This is a genomic window from Paraflavitalea sp. CAU 1676 (assembly GCF_029223285.1).
GTDB lineage: Bacteria > Bacteroidota > Bacteroidia > Chitinophagales > Chitinophagaceae > Paraflavitalea.
Genome location: NZ_JARHUJ010000003.1, coordinates 873,320 through 888,383 on the forward strand (window position 1 = coordinate 873,320; position 15,064 = coordinate 888,383).

The 15,064-nt window shown below is 49.4% G+C and carries 12 protein-coding genes; all 12 read right to left on the reverse strand.

The genetic code is table 11. The annotated features are described in order from the left end of the window. Positions 1 to 28: 28 nt before the first annotated feature. The 12 genes from P2H89_RS12575 to P2H89_RS12630 all read right to left on the reverse strand — a co-directional run bounded on the left by P2H89_RS12575 (position 29) and on the right by P2H89_RS12630 (position 15,006). Positions 29 to 688 carry a hypothetical protein gene (locus P2H89_RS12575; RefSeq protein ID WP_275827217.1) on the reverse strand — a complete coding sequence of 220 codons (660 nt, stop codon included), beginning with the start codon at positions 686 to 688 and terminating at the stop codon, positions 29 to 31. Next, a complete protein-coding gene (locus P2H89_RS12580) occupies positions 685 to 933 on the reverse strand; it encodes a hypothetical protein (RefSeq protein ID WP_275827219.1) in 249 nt (82 codons plus the stop codon). Before P2H89_RS12580 ends, P2H89_RS12575 begins: the two co-directional genes overlap by 4 nt. Further along, entirely contained in the window at positions 899 to 1,198 is a 300-nt protein-coding gene (locus tag P2H89_RS12585) for a hypothetical protein (RefSeq protein WP_275827221.1), read from the reverse strand. Before P2H89_RS12585 ends, P2H89_RS12580 begins: the two co-directional genes overlap by 35 nt. Before the next feature lie 67 nt (positions 1,199 to 1,265). Further along, positions 1,266 to 2,105 (reverse strand): dienelactone hydrolase family protein, encoded by an 840-nt coding sequence (locus tag P2H89_RS12590; RefSeq protein WP_275827223.1) that lies wholly within the window; start codon positions 2,103 to 2,105, stop codon positions 1,266 to 1,268. A 3-nt stretch (positions 2,106 to 2,108) separates the two neighbouring features. Then, positions 2,109 to 3,275 (reverse strand): SGNH/GDSL hydrolase family protein, encoded by a 1,167-nt coding sequence (locus P2H89_RS12595; protein ID WP_275827225.1) that lies wholly within the window; start codon positions 3,273 to 3,275, stop codon positions 2,109 to 2,111. 2 nt (positions 3,276 to 3,277) lie between these two features. Then, entirely contained in the window at positions 3,278 to 3,562 is a 285-nt protein-coding gene (locus P2H89_RS12600; protein WP_275827227.1) for a hypothetical protein, read from the reverse strand. A gap of 11 nt (positions 3,563 to 3,573) precedes the next feature. Then, positions 3,574 to 6,411, reverse strand: coding sequence for a hypothetical protein (locus P2H89_RS12605; protein WP_275827228.1), 2,838 nt, complete (start codon positions 6,409 to 6,411; stop codon positions 3,574 to 3,576). 49 nt (positions 6,412 to 6,460) lie between these two features. Beyond that, positions 6,461 to 7,798, reverse strand: coding sequence for a hypothetical protein (locus tag P2H89_RS12610; protein ID WP_275827230.1), 1,338 nt, complete (start codon positions 7,796 to 7,798; stop codon positions 6,461 to 6,463). Between the two features lie 62 nt (positions 7,799 to 7,860). Continuing rightward, positions 7,861 to 8,814, reverse strand: coding sequence for a hypothetical protein (locus P2H89_RS12615; protein ID WP_275827232.1), 954 nt, complete (start codon positions 8,812 to 8,814; stop codon positions 7,861 to 7,863). Between the two features lie 179 nt (positions 8,815 to 8,993). After that, positions 8,994 to 11,066 (reverse strand): hypothetical protein, encoded by a 2,073-nt coding sequence (locus P2H89_RS12620; RefSeq protein WP_275827234.1) that lies wholly within the window; start codon positions 11,064 to 11,066, stop codon positions 8,994 to 8,996. Beyond that, positions 11,066 to 14,269, reverse strand: coding sequence for a hypothetical protein (locus tag P2H89_RS12625; protein ID WP_275827236.1), 3,204 nt, complete (start codon positions 14,267 to 14,269; stop codon positions 11,066 to 11,068). Before P2H89_RS12625 ends, P2H89_RS12620 begins: the two co-directional genes overlap by 1 nt. After that, positions 14,266 to 15,006, reverse strand: a complete 741-nt coding sequence (locus P2H89_RS12630) for a hypothetical protein (protein WP_275827238.1) — start codon at positions 15,004 to 15,006, stop codon at positions 14,266 to 14,268. Before P2H89_RS12630 ends, P2H89_RS12625 begins: the two co-directional genes overlap by 4 nt. Positions 15,007 to 15,064: the final 58 nt, after the last annotated feature.

Below are 15,064 nucleotides of genomic sequence, written 5' to 3' on the forward strand. Positions count from 1 at the left end.
TAGGTCAGCGACATTTGTGTCGTCGACCTCATTTGCTTATCAGTAATCCTCCAATGATGAGAAGACCGCCAGCGAGCACCCGTCCAAGGTTGCGTTCGCGCTTGACTTTTTTGGTGAGCTTGGTATTCTCTGCTGCAGCGGCGTAATACTTTTCTTCAAGGCTGGTATTGGCGCTTCGGAAATCGGCAAGAAGCGATTGCTGAATAGATATGATGGTGTCCTTTAATGCCAGCTGCTCCTTGCGTACATGGTCAAGGCTATCTGCAGAGGCCTGAGTTCGGGATATTGTAAAGTCTTTTTCCTCGGCAAGTAGCTTTAGGCTATCACAGGTATTGATATACGCGGCTGTGTCCCGGTCCTGCTTTGCCCGATCAAGCTCGGCCGTCAGTCGTCTGGTCTTTTCCTTACTGACTGCCGCTTCTTTTTTGAAGTTGTCCAGCTCCTTCTGCAGGGAGCTTGCTCGCTTCTGAAGGCTATCGTTTTCCGCCATGAGGCCACCGATCACCTGATGAGCTTGCTCGTCTTTTTGTTTTAAAGAAGCCTGCTCCTGCTTTGTCTGCTTCACTTCTGCTGGCACAGTTGATTGATCCGGACCAGGGCGAACCATGAGCCATAAAAGGAGTAAGCCAACAACTACTCTAACTATGAGGAGGTAGCGACGATCGGAGATTTTGGGGTTTGGTGTCATGAGTCTGCTTTTTGTTGACCGGAGGTTTCCCGCTCTTTGAAGGACGAACCGAACCAGAAGTTCATCACCAGGGAGAAGCCGATCGTGTTTAAGGCCCCGAAGGCTGCGTTGGCTATGTCCTTATTGCCGACAGGGATTTCTTTAAGAAAAAACAGGTAGTCGAAGAGGAATACGCCCAAGACTACAATGGTAGATAGTACTACCTGGTATTTAAGCCGGCTCATCCGGCTTGCGATCTCTTTCATCGTGAACAGATTTTTGAGGTTTTAGAATATGTTTCAGCCAGGCCTTGACGCTACCATGTTGCTCCACATGCCTGAGTATGTGCCGACGGACGAACCAGGCACCAATAGCACCGATGCCGCCAAGGAGTAGGGCTTCCAATGCCTTCAGAAATTCACCCAATACCCAAGGGTCGGGCAATCGTAGAAACCAAACAGTAATACCTACACCGAAGCCGACGGCTGTTTCCAGGAGAGTGGCGTTGTTATGATCCATTGTTCGTTGCATGATAGAATCCGTTTAAAGTTGCGGTATCGGATTCGGGTTAGTAAGTCAGAGGATCGGAGGATATTTGTTATAGTGTTTCAATTCTTACCGAGTCAATACCACCATCCTTCCGGATGATCTTATGAGTTGGCTTGAACGGGACTGGTTGAGGAGTTGGATCGGGCACGATATTGCTGTTTGTCTGAGAAAGCATCCAGGTATACAGAGCATCGGTACCATATGCCGTACCCCATACGGCATGCCCACCCTTAGCATATTCAGTGTATCGAGGTTCCGGCTTTGCTGCACTTGCCTTGATGTTGGAAATTGCTTGCTGTGTTGCTTTGACAGATACGGTCTCATCATCGGCCGCGTGGAAAGCCCACACAGGGATATTGGAGGAACCAATAAATCTCCAGTCCCCGCTGATCCATGTACCGCATATGGGGATGAGCGCGGCCACCCTATTGGCATTTTCGATCGAGCTGGTTACATATTCCCAACAGGCACCGCCGCCCATACTGAGACCGGTCATGTACATTCTTTGTGGATCAACCTTGTAATTGGCGAGCGCGTAGTTGATCGCCTGGTTAATATACGCTGGTCTGAAGCCTGGCATCCACTCGTTGAGCGATAGGACAAGTTGAGGTTGAACAACCAAAAAGCCCAGCCTATCCGCCCGCGAAAGGAGGTTAGAAAAATTGTAATTGTTGACGATTTTGCTGGTCAGCTGGGCATCAGATCCATCGGCGGACACTTCACCCGCGCCATGAAGTGCAACCACCCACGGGTATACTTTGGAGCTGTCAAAATTCGCAGGTGTCCATATAACACAGGGAATTTTACCGATGAATACTTTTTTGCTGCGGATCTGCCCCTGCACCTGCAGGGAGAGAAAAGCGAGTAAGAGGAAGATAAAACGTTTCATGTCTTAGATTTTAGGTAACCAGGCATCGAGTGCCGGCTTTATACAGTTATCGAATATGGCCGCGTGGCCACGTATTGCATTGGGGTGTAGACCATCGCCGATGCCAAGGCTGTTGTCGTACCAGGTGGTTTGGCTCCTGTTGAAGGCAGTACCGCAGTTGATCACCAGAATCTTCCCTTTTGAAGTCTCATTGAGAAGTGAACCCGGATTTGCGAATGGTCCAGGTAGCGATGTTCCGGGCGTCTTGGTTCCTGGCAACGCGTTGATCATGTCGTATAGATCTTGCCGGAGAACGACGGCATTTGCTTCGTGTGTATTGTCACTGATCGGCGTACAAGACAGCAGGATGATCGGCTTCTTACGATATTTTGCCTGGTGTTTCGTGACTGTTGAAAGCACGTTAGCCTTATAAGTGTCCCTCACACCTGCATTGAATGGGTTGCTGGCGGCGTCGTTTACGCCGTAATTGTACACGAGCAGGTCGGACTGCTGAGTATTGAAGTAGCCGGCTTCCTGCCAGGCCTCCCCGGTTGCAGAAATACGTCCGCCTTCGGCTTTGTTGTTCTTTCGAACATTGATATTTTTATTGATGTAGTAGTCGCGGATCCTGGTGAAGAATATCTGAGAGTCCGTATAGTTGGTGCCGCCGTTCAAAGGCGAAAGAATGCTATCGCCACGGCCTATCATGACTTTTTCGGCCGTCCAGTTGGTATCCGCATCTAAAAGCCGGGCTCCGACGAATGTTGTTATTATGCGTCCGGTAACGGTGACTGTGGTGTCTCTGGTCCCAAGGATCAGCGTACTTCTATCATACATTTCAAATTGACCGCATCTAAGGTCCTTCCCGTCCTTTACAAAGCCACGCTGATCGATACGAACACTTTCTACGGAACGCAGACCAACGTTATTATTGGCTGTCTGGTCCAGGTTGGCAGGATTGACCGTTGACGATACTTGAAAAGCCAGCTCAACAGGAGTCGAAATATTACTACTCGCAAGAATCTCTGGAATGTATAGGTACTTTCCGATAGGAATGGGAACGGTTGTGAATGTAGCGTTGCCGACTGCTGTATTCGAGTAATTGAGCTCAAACTGGAAAGGAAATGGTTTGCCTTCCTGGAGCCACCGCTGGAGGGTGAAATTGCCAAAATCTTCAACCTTGACACCCATGGTTATAGAGTTTCGTCGTTTACTAATTCGTATGGGATGGCGATAATGCCCTTCCCAGGTATTCGCATCAACAACACATCGTCTTCGAACTTGTATTTGTCGTCCACCTTCACAAAAGCCGAAACGGTCATATTCGGGAACTGAGCAACACGAGCGTCGAACTGTTCAGCGGTGTCCAACTCTGCGGGGATACCAGAAAGCAACAAAGCGGTAAGCGGCTCCATGATTGGGCCGTAGTTGTTGTAATACTTCTGGAGCTGCTCTAAGTATTCATCGCTGGTTGGCATTCTCAAATAGTTTAAGGTTGATCAATCAGTTTGGCCCACAGCTTAACCCTCGCACCACTGGAAAAAGCAGTGCAGGTAATCTCCCAGGTGTACCCTGCTGAGGAAAGAGTAAAGAGGACTTTGTCTATGGTGCTGCCTTTAATTGTAGTGGCCCATTCATCCGGAGAGGTACCGAGAGTATATCCGTTAAATGCCGCATTTGTGACGGATGTAGCAGACATTAAAAAGGCTGAGGCATCGATGGATTGTGTACCTGTTATTGTACGCAGGTGCCCCCGCAAGTCAGTGCCATCCTTATAGGCCACACTCACCCGAATATTCTGGAGATCGATGCTTACGGAGTCGCCTGGGCTGGAAACTGCCCCTTCAGCGTAGGTGATGCCAAGGGTAGGTGACGGGCTGCCGCCTGCATTTGCTCTGACCCAATCACGGGAAGCCATAGCCTTCCATGCTGAGCCATCGTAGTATTCGAAGGCCGTGCTGTCAGTATTCCAACGCAGATATCCTGCAGCACCGGTCGGACGTTGTGCAGTCGTTCCCCCGTTGATTCGAACAGCATCGGTACCACCTATATCTAGGGTCACAAGTGGATTGTTGTTTACGATGCCGATTAAGCCCGCTGCAGTCGAACCTTGCCCGCTGGTATTTCGACCCCAGATTGCGTTGTTGACGTTCATGAAGTTGCTGACTGTGGGGTCAGGCATACCGGCATTGTAACCTGCAAGAAAATTCTTGCCGCCTGAGATATTTTGGCCAAATCCAGAGCCAGCTCCGAAAAAGGTATTGTTATCGGCCCTATTACCCTGGCCTGCTGCGTAACCAAACGCCGTGGAGCTGTTAAACGGGTAGCTAACGTTGCCATTAAGGGCTGATAAGCCAACGGCAGTATTCCCAGTTCCCGCGCCAAACTGATTGGCACCAGAACCGATTGCAATGTTTAGTCCGGTGGTAGTATAAGCGTTTGTGAAAGAACCTATACTTATGTTACTTCCTGTTGTGCAATTAAGGCAAGCAGATGGTCCAATTGCGATATTGTTGTTGGCAGAGGTGAGGTTAAGGCCGGCGCCCTCCATTGCAAGGTAATTCCCCCCACCCGTGAGCGTTGGGTTTCCCCCTCCTGCAAGACGAAAGTTCTGCAAAACAGCATCATAGTTAGTTAGCAGGATGCTTCCCTGATACAATCCATAAGCTTTGGAACTGGGGATTGTTATTTTCCCTGCAAAAAGAATGTTGTCATTGCTTTTCAAATGGACATCTTCCGCGTAAGGTACCTGCTTGCTAATACCATTCGATGTCGCGTACAACCATTGATCCCAGGTCAGTACCCCGTCCGGCAGATTGGCCAAGATTGGGTCGAATTGATCCCGCATCTCATAGAAGTAATGCAGGTGGCCGAGGTTGTTTGGGTGCACTCCATCAATGTCCATGTCTGTCGCCTCGACAAAGTAGTTGTTGATCTTGAATACTGCGAACGGGTAACCCGCCGGCAAGGTTGCAACCATGCTATCTACCTTCGAGTTGCTGGCGATGTAATACGACTGTATCGCGATGAGGTGGAAAACACCGAGAGGCGGTTTAGTAGACGCTGGCGCGAGCGTAGTGAAGTAATCTGCAAACATCCGCTGGCCAGTGTTCGACTTATTGACTAGCTTTAGTTTATGTGATCCATTCGATAACCCATGAATCAAAACAGGGTAACAAAAAACTGAGTCTGTGTGATTCGGATTTGCGAAGACGACAGCCCCGTCGGTCTGGTTGTTCGCGTTGTAGGTTGCGTGTAGAACGCCATCGATGTATGCATCAAAGGACGCATAATTTGAAACGATCCCATCACTGCCCATCATACCAACCCCAACAGATGTACCTGTAAAGGAATATACAATCGAATCGTTTAACGTGCTGGTGTAAGCAGCGTTTGCCGATTTGCCTGCATGGTTTGTAGCATTAACCCCCGTTGTCCAGGTGCCGTACCTCGTAACTCCTGTGCCGCCGGCATCAACATATACAGAGGCAAAGTGATTAAGAAACGCCGCCTTGTAAGCGTTGACGTTTTTTGCATACGTCTTAACATTTGTTCCAGTAGCCCGCAAGTCATTGTACCCGACATTGATAATCTGGAACTTATCGTTTGAAAGCCCAACGGTTGCATGGAAGTTTTTGATATTGTAAAAGCAACCAGTTCCACTTAGCGCCTGCTGGTCTATAGGCAACCCCATATAGTTCGCGAACAGGTAAGCAAAGCCGGAATCGGTTCTTGGCGTTGCATAGCTGCCGAATGTGAACGAATCCCCACGAACCCCCAGGCCTGTAGGAAGGTAAGTGAAGAATTGCCGTGCCAGCTTAATAGAGTCTCCTCGCCAAAGCTTTGAAAAAAGGGAGTCCGAAGCGATTCGACCCGATGAGGGATTGATAACGACCTTGTTTGTTCCTCCAAACGTGCCACCAGGTACTTTGTATTGAAGACTGAAATCCGTCCCGCCAGGGGCAGCTCCCCCACCAGTACCGCCGACGATCGTAAAGGTATCCTTTCCGAAAGTGTAGGTCGAATCGTTGAGCTTGTTTAGGCCCCAGTCCACCCATTTGGTGGATAGCTTAAGATAAAACCTGCCATTCTTATATGCAACGTCGCCGCTGTCGACGGTAGAGAAAGTATCCAGCGGAATATAAAGATGTTGACGGAAGGCTCCGGCCTTATAGTTGTAGTAAGTGTCGTTTCTAATCAACTCAACTCGTGTCTGCGAGGAGGCAGATAAACTGAAGATAAGGGCCGCCACAGTGAGTAGTAGGTGGAAGGACTTACCCTTCAAACCTTTCGACTGTTTTGGCCCTTCCTGCAAGGGCTTATTCATAAATCAAATGTCGTTTTAATTTTCAATTCTTTCAAAATATTTCGAAACATCATATTAGCATCAACGGTATTAACCCAGTGTTGCGCATAACTGTTTCACCTGTAGGATTGTGGAAGCCGGTTTGACTTAGGCTACTTATCCCTTCGTCGGAATTTGATGTTGGCACCAAGCTCTGAATATCGAGCACTCCGCCTCCATCTCGTGGTAAGCTGTGGCTGTGACGGCCTACATAGTGATGCTGATAGCCTCCTGGCGTTTGATTAACACGAGAACTATCAGAGCCCGACTTCAAGAAGCGCACGCCTTGATTGTTCAAGTCTGGCACTTTCACCATGTTGTTCACCAGATCCCGCGCAAAAAACCCATGATTCACATACACGGCTTCATCATTGATGGTCGCGAGGTAGTCAAATTGCCCTTCCAGATTTCCGTATGGGACGATCTGGTCGCCAGGCAGGTCGTTGACTATGTCTGCCAGCCTTAATTGAACACTAAGATCATACTCGGTACCATCAAGGCGAATGGAGTTCGGCAGTACTTTCCGCGCCATAACTATCAAACCCAACTGATCCCAATGCCCTTTACCTGGCTCAACAAATAGGTAAGCTGTGCCGCTGATCGTCTTTTTTGTGCAGCGGATCCAGTCGCCAATGCCGAGCTTGATATTGTTGTAGTTGCCACCAAGGAAGCGAGCTGTTTCGCCTGCCTGTAACTGCAGGACTACATTTATCGAATTGCCCCCGTCGTGCACAAGGGTAAACCCTTTATTCTCAGGAATGCTCGCCAAGGCTGGCGCGGTAAGGATCAGTTTATTTGATGCTCCACGGCCATAAATATTCATGTTCCAGTGCGCCGCGCTCAGGGTGGTATCGGCCGTTACGATCACTACATCCCCGTATTTTTGAGAGCCGCCACCTGTGTCCGATTGTATATACGAGATCTCAACTGCCCAAACAGTATCAGCCCAGTTCTTGATCTGAACCCCTCCGATTGAGTCAACGCCGAACTCGATTTCACCATCCACATTGATTGACCACTCGCTTTTATCCTGGCGCAGGTAGCGATTACCCTGTTGGAAGATGCCTGTAATGTTCTTACCCTGAAAATATGGGTCGCTAATCTTTATAGTGTCGGCAGCTGGATCATAAGTATCTGAACCACCTACGCGATAGAACCTGCGTTCCAGGAGAATTTGATTGGTCACCGCATCAACCCAGAAATCGTGACGCAGGTTTCCAAGGGTAGTTCCGTCGGCGCTCTCATGGATCTTGGTTATATAGACCCCTGGTTCCAGGTCGCTGAACTGGAAGTTTCGGGGCGCAGTGTGATCGGTGCTGTCCAGTATCCGGTCAACTTCAGCTCCCGGCGCCGTTGTCTTGTAGATCACGGCTATTAACTTGTTTAAGATGGACGGAGCCGGAGATATTTGAAATGAAACCTTTCCCATTATTAGAGACTTTGAATTTGAATGATGTTAGTGCTTGCGCTGCCCGTCATTGTGCCGAAGCCCTTGCCCTCGATGTTGTAAACCACGGTTAGAGCGCCATCTATGTTTCCGTCGACTTCAAATCGCTTTTTTGCGCTGGCCTTCGCCGGCCGAACATCGAGAGACCATCCGGCCAGCGGGTACTCCTCCTCAGTGATCGCCTCAAGCTCTGCGCCTTCACTCGCAACGAACTGTTTGCCGTCAATCAGGACTGTGCTGCAGTTGAATATCTCGTTGATGCGTTCGATCACCCATTGAGGCAAACCGAAGCTATCGCCCAGCAGGAGCTTCCAGACACTGAAAGAGCGGGCCGATAATTGCGTAATGTTGTTGGGCTGGTCGATGAATACCGTGCGGTTGCTGCCTGGCTTATATTTCTCCGGAGGAAATCCGCCCTGAACTCTGAAATTCATTTTAATGCCGGTCTCCCAGACCACTTCTAAGTCGTTCTCATCATGCCAGTACTCAAGGAGGATAGATCCTTCATGCTTCTCCTTCAAGTGGAACCATTCACTCACATAGGTTTTCAGCACCGGATCGCCGGCACGCAACCGGTACCGGAAATACCCCTCCTCGTATGTATTCAGGCCGAGGTTAACCTGCAGAGCTTTTTGTCCAGTTCCCTCAATAGAGCTGGGGATATGGTTAAAAACAAACGATGCCCCGGATACGGGATCATCATTGCAGTCGTATAGCTGGAGGTTGTGCGGCGCGTAGTTGGAGAGGATCTGCAGGGGAATATTGTCGTTTTTCTGCCAGATTGCGCGGTAGCACTGCTTCGAGTAAAAGTCGGGAATGGTGTCTTCATACAAGAAGTCCTCGAAGTACTTGGTATTGTACTTCGCTGGTTGCGTAAGATCCTCCTCTACGAACTTTAGAGGGGAGCAAATTGCGATATCAAGGATGTTTTGAGCCACGTTTCAATGCTTTTGTGGCGATCCGAAGGACACGCCAGTGATAGTATTTCATTACAAGCCGGCAAAGCGGGGGACATCGTTCTACCCAAGTCCCATTTATCAATTCAAGTTGACGGCGGATCTGCTTAAATTGGCAATCGAGATATTCCCGATCGAGGAACCCTTTCATTTCTTCAATTTTACCTGCCATAGGTTATAAGCTTTGTAAGGTCAGTCTGCGGCGAGCAGAGTAATGTTGTTTCCTGGGCTGGGCGGTTAGCCGGCTGAATGCCTACTTCCATAGGAAAGCCGTAAAACGTCGCCCCGTCATAGTCGAGCGATATCGTTCCATCCGGGCCTTCATCCATCACTTTCGTGGTATTATTAGGCATTGGTCCTTCCGCTCGAATATCCAACGGGATGAAGAGCGGCGGCGCCAAGCTACCTATGACGACATTGGCCTTCTCGCTAATCGTAACTCCTCCCTTTACCGTAACTACATCCGCGTTCTTGTCGTTGGTTTGGAATACAAGCTGCCCACCTTCCAACCAATAGAAATATCCGCGGAGTTCATTGCCATGGTTGTACAGGCAGCGTTTGGGGGAAATCGGTAAATTGAAAGCCGTATCCCCACTGATCAAGCCGTTAAGACTGTCGTACGTCTCCCGGTAAAGTTTATGATAGGTCGCCGGCTCACCGTCGGCGCCTGTCGTGGCATCCTTTTCCACGTATAGAAAAAAACTCCGCTTGTCGCTCGCATCGTCGGTCGTATCCTGGCCATCCAGCCGGATCCGCAGCTTTTCAATTTCATACATCGATGCGATAACCTTGGAGACCAGCGTGAGCTCCTTTTTAACTCGAGTAACTGGAGAGGTGTAGACCTGCGTTACATTAAACTCGTCCCGGCCATTCACTTCCTTGGTGTCAACATCCGGATATCCAATCTTCAAAACATTGTATTGGTAGTCTTTCGAAGGCTTGACCTTCATCTTTCGGACGGTTCCTAAATGCAGCAGGATGTTCGACTGATAAGCCGCTTCCTTCTTTTCCACCCAAAGCTTTTGATCGCGAATACCGGATGAAAGATTGCACGGTACGTTGTAGGAATCGAAGAAGTCGGCCCATGATATTCTTAGTTTAGGGGAATCGATGCCTCGGATACCATCGCCTGATGTGAGGAGTAAATTGTTCCAGTCATTGGAGAGGTAATTGCTTTCAAAAGTGTATCCTCCACCAGTCAGCTTATCCAGCAGCTTTTGACCTACATAGGCCGGCCGAAGCCCTTTGATAAAGGTCGTTGTGTATCGATAATTGAAGTTTGCAGTAAAAATTGTCTCAACGTATTCCACTTCTCGTTGATTAACCGTCCCGGGGTTTCCTCCACAGGTCACACTTATGATCAGTTCCTCATCCTCGTTCAATGGGTAGTCGGCATAATTGAAGTTGAAAGAATAAACCACTCCGGGGGTTGGAGGGTTAACTGTGTCGGTAGTAAGGGTAACCAAAGAATTATCCTGCAGCCTTTTGATCAACCGGACCTGCAGCAGCAAAACAAATGAATTCACCTTCAACTTTAATGGGCCCGACCAATTGAACTGCTGACCATTGGTATCTGATCGGACAAAGTAGCTGTTGGTATCTCCAGGTGATTGGGAGCTCCCGATTATGCCCACGTCCGTAAGTTCACCATTCACATACCGTATAGGTGCAAAGTGGCCAGCTGCGGCAGTGCCTTGAAGTTTGACGTCGGTAACAATCCACTTACGTGATCCTTTCAGTCTCAGACCGTCCATTTTCACGGTGACCGCCTCCGGAACATTCAGATCGAGCTCGTATTCGGTATTCTCGTTCGCATTAACCAGCTTGCTCAGATCACCCTCCATGATGTTCGTCTCGACATAGTTGTCCTCGTCCTCAGTCTGGGTAAGATCCAGCTCGCCCCGGTAGAAGAATCGATGAACCCAACCACCGTTAAAGGATTTGTCGAGCCAATGAGAGACGTAATAGAGCTTTGTTTCTGTGCCCTTCCTGTATAACTGGTCACGGATGATCAAAGCCGCGTCCTTCACCCATTTGAGGGGATTGGTGTAAGTTCGAAACAACCCGCTGTAGCGAATATTCCTTTTGTATTTTATAGACTTTTCCTGCCAGCCATCGGGGCCTACTGGTATCGGTGTGGGTGTGCTCACAGCCTCGACCATTCCGTTATTGACCCGGAATGATTTGCCCGTCTCGTCGGTGATGAAATCCAAAAAGTCCTTCGGCTGTGCCATTAGAAATTGTTATTTATATAGTCCGCGGTATTGAACCCTTTCGTAACCTGGTGCTTAAATCCCTCCTCTGTAACAATGGTCTTATGCTCCGGTCTGCTGAGGTACGCAGCCTTTAGGCCCTGTATCTGCCTGGCCATCGATTTGATCAGCGCACTGTTGTCATTATGGACCGGGAGAGGTTGAAGGATAGGAACATCCTTTGGCGCCTTTGCAGCAATCATTTTATTGAAGTCCTCGATGCTGGGAGCGATCCCATACCCTTTCGGAATAAAAGTCAGTGTATCGGTCGCAGGGGTCACGAGCGCTTTAGTTAAGTCCTGGGAATACATAACCTCACGCCGACCGCCGTCACCTACAATACCCCAGGTGGCCTCTCCCCCATCGCGGCCAGTCCTGAACTTTGGAACAGGTGTAGCGATCGCTGCAGCCAGTTGGGTGGCGCCGATGGCACCAATAAGCGAAGCCGAGGCAATATTGGCTGGTGTCCATGGCTTTGCCCCGAGTGCCGCTATCACAGCAGCAGCTGTATCAGCTACAATCCGCGCAATAGTTGCAGCTTTCTCGAATCGAGCGCGCTCTATATCAAGCTCTCGTTGGCGGCGCTCCAGTGCTTCACGTTGTACCTGCGCGCGGATATTTATGGATTCGATAGCAGCAGCCTTCTCTTCCTCGTTAGTAATCGTTTGATCGACCAGCTCGATGTCCTTTTCCTTCTTTTTATCGAGGGCATCAATCTCGACCTGGATATCGTTTTTCCGCTTGGTAACACTGGCATCGAGAATAGCGCCAATGGCTGAAAATATCTGTTGCGACGCCTCCCCTGCCTTATTAATCTTCGCGATCAGTTCATCAAGTTCTTTTTGGGCGTCCTTGGTGCTGAGTTTTATCTCAGGAATTTTCGTGATTTTGTCCAAGGCCTGCGCCATCTTGGAAAGCTCCGGCGCGACAACATCAACGATCCCTTCCACGGTCGAGGCTACAATCTTTCTTCTGCGCTTTTCCGCCTCTGCAGTCAGTTCAGTAAGTTTATCCTGAAAGTCCCGATCTGCGAGGATTCGATCTTTATTTGCATCGTCTTCAGCCTGCTTTCTTTTCTCACGGTTGTCGGCTGCTGCGGCCAGCTGCAGGTCGAGGTTCGCTTGAATTGATTTGAGTTGCGCAGCTAAGTCTGCAGAGAGCGCCTTCTTTCCTTCCCGTAAAAACTCGCCTTCGAAAATCTTTCTCTCTTCGAATGACTTTTTAATCTGATCGAGCCGGCGTTGGGCAGCATCCCTTTCGAGCTCTGACAGGTTCGATATGGCATTTTGGCTGGTCTCGAACATATCCTGCAGATGCTTCTCGACGTCTTCAAAGCCTTTACCATTCACGTCACCGCCCAGGTTGTTCAGCTGCTTTCTTGTATCCAGGATGAACTTTGTCACAATGGAACCGGTCTGGCCAGCTTCTTTGTTCAGCTCTTCGATATCCGCTGTCAGCTCTTTTATCACCGGATCCTGCGCTTGCAGGTTTGCAGGCAGACTCGCCAGCTGCTTTCTACGGGCGGCCAGCTTCTCTTCTTTATCGAGGATATCGAGTAGTCGTTTTTGCTCGTTCTCCTGGAGAATTGCTTCGGCAGCTTTGACCTTAGCGGAAAGCACCAGGGCCTCGGTATATTTCGCATAGGCAGTCGGCAGCTTTTCAATGAGATCTTTTTCGGTTTTGATCCCGCCGAAGTATGTGGGGGAAATCTCGTTCAGCTCCGCGATGATCTCCTTCTTGCGCTCTTTGGAGGTAACTTCGCTATTGACCTCCTCTACCAGCAGGCCAACAGCCACCTTCTCTTTTACATAACCGTCTACCGCCTGCTTATTGATCTCATTCATCAACTTTTGCTGAGCAGACAATTGACTAAAGAGGTCCTTTAATTTGTTGAAGTTTGCAACCAAGTAACCGGCAGCGATCACCAGGGCCCCAATACCCAAGGTCGTGAACAATGCTTTGAGGCGGGCCCCAGCTGCAGCGGTGCTATCCATTGCAATCGCGACTTGACCTTGAACAAAGGCGTAGGCCTTATTTGCGGCAGTTCCTTTGGTAGTAAGCTCGTTGGCTATGCCGCGAACGCCATTGGCGACATTCTCGATCGCTACGAGGTTCTTTGTGGCTTCGGCCGCGTCTTCCTCACTTGCCCCCATTGCCACAGCAGCACCTGCAGCGGCCTGGAATGTCGAGGCTACAAATGATACAGAGGAAGCGAACAGGTCGAATGCTCTGGTATCGCTGGACAATGCCTTTATCTCCGCGCGGGTGTCGCCGATCTGGTCGGTGAGCTCAGCCAGTCGCTGCTTCAATTCTTTTATGACTTCGGGGCTACCGGTACCGCTGGATTCAAGTTTGATAAGTTCTTTCTGAAAAAAGCGCACTTCCTGAATGGCGTCGCCCATATTGGCAACCTTTTCGAATCGGGGATTGTCCGTGACCTTTCGAAGATCTTCGAAATCTTTGCGCGCCTGAACGGCCGCTGGATGGCTGGCGCCTAACGCCTTGGTCACCTCCTGAGCCTTTACGCGATATTTTTCGAGTGCATCGACAATGATCTTAGCAGAGCCTGCGTAGTTGCCGACGTTTCTCTGGAACCGCTTGGTGCCGAATTCGAGTTCCTTAACTTGATCGCTAAGGCCATTTACCACGGTCTCCAGCCTTTTCCCCTGGGAAGATTCGCGCTCCTGAGGGGAAAGCTTATCATAAACGGCGGTAAGCCTGATCAGGGCAGCCCTTCGTTGTTCGAGCGAGCCTTTTACATTGGACTCCTCACGCACCTGGTTCTTTAGCTCCTGGTTGCGCTTCCGGATCAGTTCGTTGTTTGCAGCTACTTCCTTGGCTTCCTGTGTTTCTAGGTAGAGGAGCTTTTCTTTGGACTTCGCCAGTGCGTCTGTGGCACCTTTGCCCTCTTTTTGCTTTTTGGCCAGGTTATCATATTTAGAAGAGAGATCATCGATCGATTTTTTAAGCTTCTCGTTTTCGACCCTCAATGCCTGGAGTTGGGCCTGCATTTCCTTTGAACCGGTATTCAGACCCTTAAGTGACGTGTTACCACCGAGATCGATCTTCGTGCCTTTTACCTTGTCCATTAATGCAATCAGAGATTCGAGGTTCTTGGTGAAGAACTTCGTATCCTCGGCAATGGCCTCACGGTCGATATACTGGTTTATGAGTTCGGAGTTCATCGCATTTTCTGATTTTCATTGCGGTTTTTGATCTCTTCGTTATAATCTACAAGCCGGCGCAGGCGATCGCAGTAATCGAATACCGACATGTTCTCAGACAGCTGATAGCCAGCAAAATCGCTCAGCGTGATAAGGTGCTTAGCGAAGTACTCCCGCGTGTATGGCTGCCCAGTGCTTTGCTTTTTGATCTTTTCTTCGATCGCCTGGTACTCGATCACCTTTAGATCCAGGTTGATTTTGATACTCCTTGATCGGTTCCAGCACTTATCGAGCAGGGTGGAATATTCTTCGGGGTTGTCGGGGTCAAACTTGTAATTGCCTTTTAGTATGCTGTTTAGGGTATCTGCGAAATATGGGTGATACAGCCTTTTCATTTGGTATACTGATACTTCTGCGAGAAGGAGATCAGCCTGCAGCGTTTCGATTTGAGTACGAAGTTTTATTTCAGCCTTCTGCTCATTACTCCCGATTGCGTCTATGTATTCGATTTCAATATCCTGCCAGGCCTGGGCAATCCGTTCTGTAGATACCGGACCCTCGATCACGATCGCCTGCAGGTTGCCGTCCACCTTGGCGGAAATGAACTTACTCAGCGGCAGGTCAACTATACTTTGATAGCACCGTCCGGACGACGGGGCCGAGGCCTCGCTGGTAGACCGAGAAAGCTTCTCCGATTTTCCATTCTCCGTTTTCTTTGTAAACGGCAACCGAAACCTGGTCTTTTTTCTTGAGCTCATCTGCGGCTTTTAAAGCGTTTTCGAAAGCGATGTCCTGACCTTGTTGCGATGCAGAACA